Source organism: Arthrobacter sp. Soil_N43 (assembly GCF_057655195.1).
Window position 1 is genome coordinate 1 of sequence record NZ_JBDGML010000006.1, and the last position, 5,363, is coordinate 5,363.

At 67.2% G+C, this 5,363-nt stretch carries 3 protein-coding genes; all 3 read left to right on the top strand.

Going from position 1 to position 5,363, the window contains the following annotated elements; all coding sequences use genetic code 11:
* Nucleotides 1-93: 93 nt before the first annotated feature.
* A complete protein-coding gene (locus AC3A3W_RS00095; protein WP_487439862.1) occupies nt 94-2,652 on the top strand; it encodes a DUF4118 domain-containing protein in 2,559 nt (852 codons plus the stop codon).
* Nucleotides 2,627-3,298, top strand: coding sequence for a response regulator (locus AC3A3W_RS00100; RefSeq protein WP_487439863.1), 672 nt, complete (start codon nt 2,627-2,629; stop codon nt 3,296-3,298). The genes AC3A3W_RS00095 and AC3A3W_RS00100 overlap by 26 nt, the downstream gene beginning before the upstream one ends.
* A gap of 115 nt (nt 3,299-3,413) precedes the next feature.
* On the top strand, nt 3,414-5,363 hold a 1,950-nt coding region (locus AC3A3W_RS00105; protein ID WP_487439864.1), incomplete at its 3' end, for an APC family permease.

Consider the following 5,363-nt stretch of genomic DNA (forward strand, 5'->3'; position numbering starts at 1 on the left):
ACCCTCCCTCACATCCCGCCGCCCAACCCCATCCCTCCCTCACCTCCCGCCGCTTTTGCACGATTGCGGGCCGGAGGAGTGAAGAATGGAGCCATGGCACGAGGCAATTTGCGCATTTTCCTGGGAGCGGCGCCCGGGGCCGGCAAGACGTTCGCCATGCTGGAAGAGGGCCGCCGTCTGCGGGCCGAGGGTGCGGACGTCGTCGTGGGCGCCGTCTCCGTGCGCGGCAGGGCGGAGACGGAGGCATTGCTGCAGGGTCTGGAACAGTGCCCGCCGCCGTCGGGGTCAGCGGCAACGGACCTGGATGTCGGGGCCGTCCTGGACCGTGCGCCCGGCGTCGTTCTCGTGGACGAGTATGCGGGCACCAACAGCCGGGGCACTTCGCGGTGGGATCAGGTCGCCGTCCTGCTGGATGCGGGCATTGACGTCATCTCCACGCTGGACATCCGGCAGCTGGAGTCCCTCTCCGACGTGGTCCGAAGCATTACCGGGACCCGGGAACAGAACACCGTTCCTGACAAAGCCGTGCGCGGCGCCGACCAGATCGAACTGGTGGATGCCTCCCCCGAACTGCTGCGCCGGCGGCTGGGGGAAGGCAAGATCTACCCCAGCCAGGAGGAGGCCGATCTTGCCTTGGCCGGCGACTTCCGCACGGGCACCCTGACGGCCCTCCGGGAGCTTGCCTTGCTGTGGCTGGCCGAGCGTGTCGACGCCGGGCTGTCCGACTACCGGACGCTGAACAACATCAGGGACAGCTGGCAGACGCGGGAGAAGATCGTCGTGGGCCTCAGCGGACAGGCAGACGGCCAGGCCCTGATCCGCCGCGCGTCAAGGATGCTGGCCAGCGCCGCGGGCGGGGAGCTCCATGTGGTCCACGTCCGCACGGGCACCGACGAAGGCGAGCTGTTTGCCGGCAAGGAACTGGAACTCCAGCGCAAGCTCGCTCAGGACGCAGGCGGCGTCTTCCACACGGTCGGCGGAGAGGACGTCGCGGAGACGCTGCTGGAGTTTGCGCGCAGCATCAACGCCAGCCAGATCATCCTGGGAGCGTCGCGGCAGCGCCGGCTGGCTCAGTTCGGACGCGGCGTTGTCGCGAAGGTGCTGCGGACCGCGGGCGGCATCGACATTCATCTCGTCGCGCAGGACGCCGCCAGGACCGGAAGCGGCCGGCGGACGGCGTCGCTGGGCCGCCGCAGGGAGCTGCCGGCCTTTGCCCTGGCGGCCGGCCTGCCGCCGCTCCTGCAGCTGGCCCTGGATCTGCTCCCCCATCAGCAACTCTCGACGGACATGCTGGTCCAACTCACCGGCATCGTCGCGGTTGCCCTCGTGGGAGGGCTCTGGCCGGCCGTGGTGGCCGCGGCCCTGGCAGGGCTCATCGTGAACTACTTCAGTGTCAGGCCGATCGGTTCGCTCTCTGTGCTCGACCCGGAGAACGTCCTCGCGCTGCTGATCTTCCTTGTCGTCGCCGTCGCCGTGTCGCTGGTGGTGGACAGGTCAGCCAAGCGAAGCAAGGAAGCACGCCTGGCCGGCGCTGAAGCGTCCATCCTCGGTGAGCTGAGCCGCCGGGCCGTTGCAGAGGGCAACAGCATCCCGGACTTCCTGGAGCAGGTCCGCGAGCATTTCCAGGCGGCCGGCGCCGGGTTGTGGATCCGGCGTCAAACCGGCCACCGGAAAACCGGCGACTGGACGCTTCACGAATATTCGGGTGCTGTTCGGCCGGAGGCGATGACGGAGGCGGACAGCGTCGAACAACTGGACGGGGACCGGATCCTCTCGCTGACCGGCCGGGAACTCTCGCAGGACGAACGGCGCCTGCTGGCCGCGTTTGGCGCACACCTGCTGGCCATGCTCCAGCGCGAGGAGCTCACCGCCAGCCAGCGCGAGAACCTGCGCCTGGCTGAGGGCAACACGATGCGCACGTCCATTCTGCGGGCCGTGTCCCACGACCTCCGCACTCCCCTGGCAGGCATCAAGCTGGCCTCCAGCAGCCTCCGGGACAGAACCATCACCTTCGGACAGGACGAACAGGAAGAACTTCTCGCCACGATAGAGTCCGGCGCCGACCGGCTGGACCGGCTCGTGAGCAACCTCCTGGACATGTCCAGGATCACCGCCGACTCCGTCTCGCCGCTGATCAGTCCGACGTACTGGGCCGACGTCGTCGGCGAGGCCCTCCGGGGAAACACATCGGAACGCCTGCGGGTGCTCCTGCCCGACAACATGCCTCCGGTCGACGCGGACCCCGGCATGCTGGAGCGGGTCATCGCCAACCTCGTGGAAAACGCCCTGAAGTACGCGCCGGAGTCCGACGTCGTCATCGCCGGGGCGGTAGGCGGTTCCGGCAGTGCCAGAATTGGCGATATGCCGGCCAGTGAACTTACCGTGGTCGATCATGGCGTGGGCATCCCGGCCGAGGAGGTCCTGGCCATGTTCCGTCCGTTCCAGCGGTCAGATGACACCACGCCCGGGACGGGGATCGGCCTGGGGCTGGCCGTGGCGAAAGGCTTCACCGAAGCAATGGGCGGGGTCCTGCTGGCGGAACCGACGCCCGGCGGCGGCCTGACCATGGTCGTCCGGCTGCCGCTCTCCACCGGCGCCGCGCCCGCCACCAGCCCGAGAGGACACCATGCCGGCAGTGCTGATAGTCGATGACGAAGTCCAGATCCTCCGGGCCCTGCAGATCAACCTGAATGCACGGGGGTACTCCACCGTCACCGCGTTCACCGGGCAGGGTGCCCTGGAGCAGGCAGCGCGGCATTCCGTCGACGTCGTCGTCCTGGACCTCGGGCTGCCCGACCTTGACGGCGTCGAGGTGATCCGCCGGCTGCGCCGGTGGAGCGACGTTCCCGTCGTCGTCCTCTCGGCGAGGCACGGCTCGGATGACAAGATCCAGGCCCTGGACGCCGGCGCGGACGACTACGTGACCAAGCCGTTCGGTATGGATGAACTCCTGGCAAGGCTCCGTGCCGCGCTGCGCCGGGGAACGTCCGGCGATGCTCCCGTCGTGAAAACGGAGGATTTTGTGGTGGACCTGGCGGCGAGGCGGGTGACCCAGCGGGGCGTGGCTGTCCGGCTCACGCCCACCGAATGGAACATCCTGGAGTTGCTGGCGCGGAACAGCGGTGCCCTCGTCACGCATGAGGAGCTGCTGACCCATGTGTGGGGACCCGCCTACTCCGGCGAGACCGGATATCTGCGGGTTTACCTCGCCCAGCTGAGGAGGAAGCTGGAAGCGGATCCCGCCAATCCCCGCCATCTGTTGACGGAGACGGGGCTCGGCTACCGCTTCCAGGAGTGAGCGTGGACAGGCGTTAAGAAAGCATTAAGATCCCCCGAATCACCCAATGACGCTGTCTGGGCCGGTGCTACGGTCTGGTGGTTAGCACGCCCCTGCAGTTCAGAAAGACACGTCATTGACGGCATCTGCCCATTTCTCGATACCCGCCACCGTTCCCAATCCCGAACGCGAGGCTGAACCCGGAAACTCGCTGGTCAGGTGGCTGCTGGAACATCGGGTACACCAGCCGGTGGGGCCCGAAACCGCCGAAGACCACGCCCCACAGCAGAGCTGGTGGAAGGTCATGTGCCTGACGGGCGTGGACTACTTCTCGACGCTGTCCTATCTGCCCGGCATCGCGGCCCTTGCGGCCGGTGCCCTGTCCCCGCTGGCGACCCTTTTGATCGTCGCGCTGACGCTGCTCGGCATGCTGCCGATGTACCGGAGGGTAGCCAAGGAGAGCCCGCACGGGCAGGGCTCGGTGGCGATGCTGGAGACCCTGCTGCCGTTTTGGCGGGGGAAGGTCTTCGTGCTCATCCTGCTGGGGTTCGTCGCCACGTCCTGGATTGTCACCATCACCCTCTCCGCCGCGGATGCCACCGTGCACATGCTGGAGAACCCGTATCTCCCTCCTTTCCTGGAGGGCCAGGCTGTCCTCATCACGGTGGTGCTGCTGCTGATCCTGGGCGGGGTGTTCCTGCTCGGCTTCTCCGAGGCCGTGGCCGTCGCCATCCCCCTGGTGGCGGTCTTCCTCCTGATGAACGCCGTCATCATCGGCGTCGGAATTTACGACGCCGTCACGCAGCCCGGTGCCTTGGCTGACTGGAGCGCTGCACTCACCTCGTCCGGCGCAGGTTTCGGTGACATCGCAGGTCCCGCCCTGGTGGCGTTCCCGCTGCTGGTGCTGGGGCTCTCGGGCTTCGAAACGGGCGTCAGCATGATGCCGCTCGTCGCGGCCAAGGGCGCCACCGCGGAGGAGCGGTTGGCCGACAAGATCAAGAACACCCGCAAACTGCTCACCACCGCGGCCGTGATCATGAGCTTTTACCTGCTCGGCAGCAGCTTCGTCACCACCGTCCTGATCCCGGCCGAGGCCTTCCTGGACGGCGGCGAGGCCAACGGCCGGGCCCTGGCCTACCTCGCCCACGAACACCTTGGCAATGGCTTCGGCTCCGTCTATGACGTCAGCAGCATCCTCATTCTCTGGTTCGCCGGCGCGTCCGCGATGGCCGGTCTGATCAACATCGTGCCCCGTTACCTGCCCTCGTACGGCATGGCACCGGACTGGTCCCGCGCGGTGCGGCCCGTGGTCCTCGTCTACACCGCCATCAGCATCCTGATCACCATCGGTTTCAACGCCGATGTCAACGCCCAGGCCGGAGCGTACGCCACCGGCATCCTGGCCATGATGGTCTCCGGGGCCGTCGCCGTCACCATCTCCGCGATCCGCAAGAAGCAGCGGGGCGCCGCCGTCGGATTCACCGTCCTGACCCTGGTGATGCTCTACGCACTGGCCGCGAACGTGATCGAAAAGCCCGACGGCATCACCATCTCCGCATTCTTCATCCTCGGAATCGTCGCCGTCTCGCTGGTCTCACGGGTCAGCCGGACCACCGAGCTGCGCGTGCACGGGATCGAATTCGACGAGACCGCGCGGAGGTTTATTACGGACACGCTGGAATTCGACGGTCGGATAAACCTCATCGCCAACCGGCCGCACGCCCGGGACGCTGCGGAGTACCTGGAGAAGGAAGCGGTGCAGCGCCAGAACAACCCGGTGCCCGGCACCGCGGACGTCATCTTCCTGGAAATCGACATCACCGACCCCTCCGGCTTCAGCGACATCCTCGAGGTCAGGGGCATCGAAGTGGACGGACACCGCGTCCTGCGCGCGGACAGCCCTGCCGCACCCAACGCCATCGCGGCCATCCTCCTTGCCCTGCGCGATGCCACCGGCGTCCGTCCCCACGCCTACTTCGAATGGTCCGAAGGAAACCCCTTGGCGCACCTCATCCGCTACCTGCTTCTTGGCCGCGGGGACACCGCCCCGGTGGTCCGCGAAATCATCCGCCAGAACGAACCCGAT

Coding starts and splice junctions, on each gene's coding strand:
- AC3A3W_RS00100 (WP_487439863.1), top strand. CDS start 2,627: ATGCCGGCAGTGCTGATAGTCGATGACGAAGTCCAGATCCTCCGGGCC.
- AC3A3W_RS00095 (WP_487439862.1), top strand. CDS start 94: ATGGCACGAGGCAATTTGCGCATTTTCCTGGGAGCGGCGCCCGGGGCC.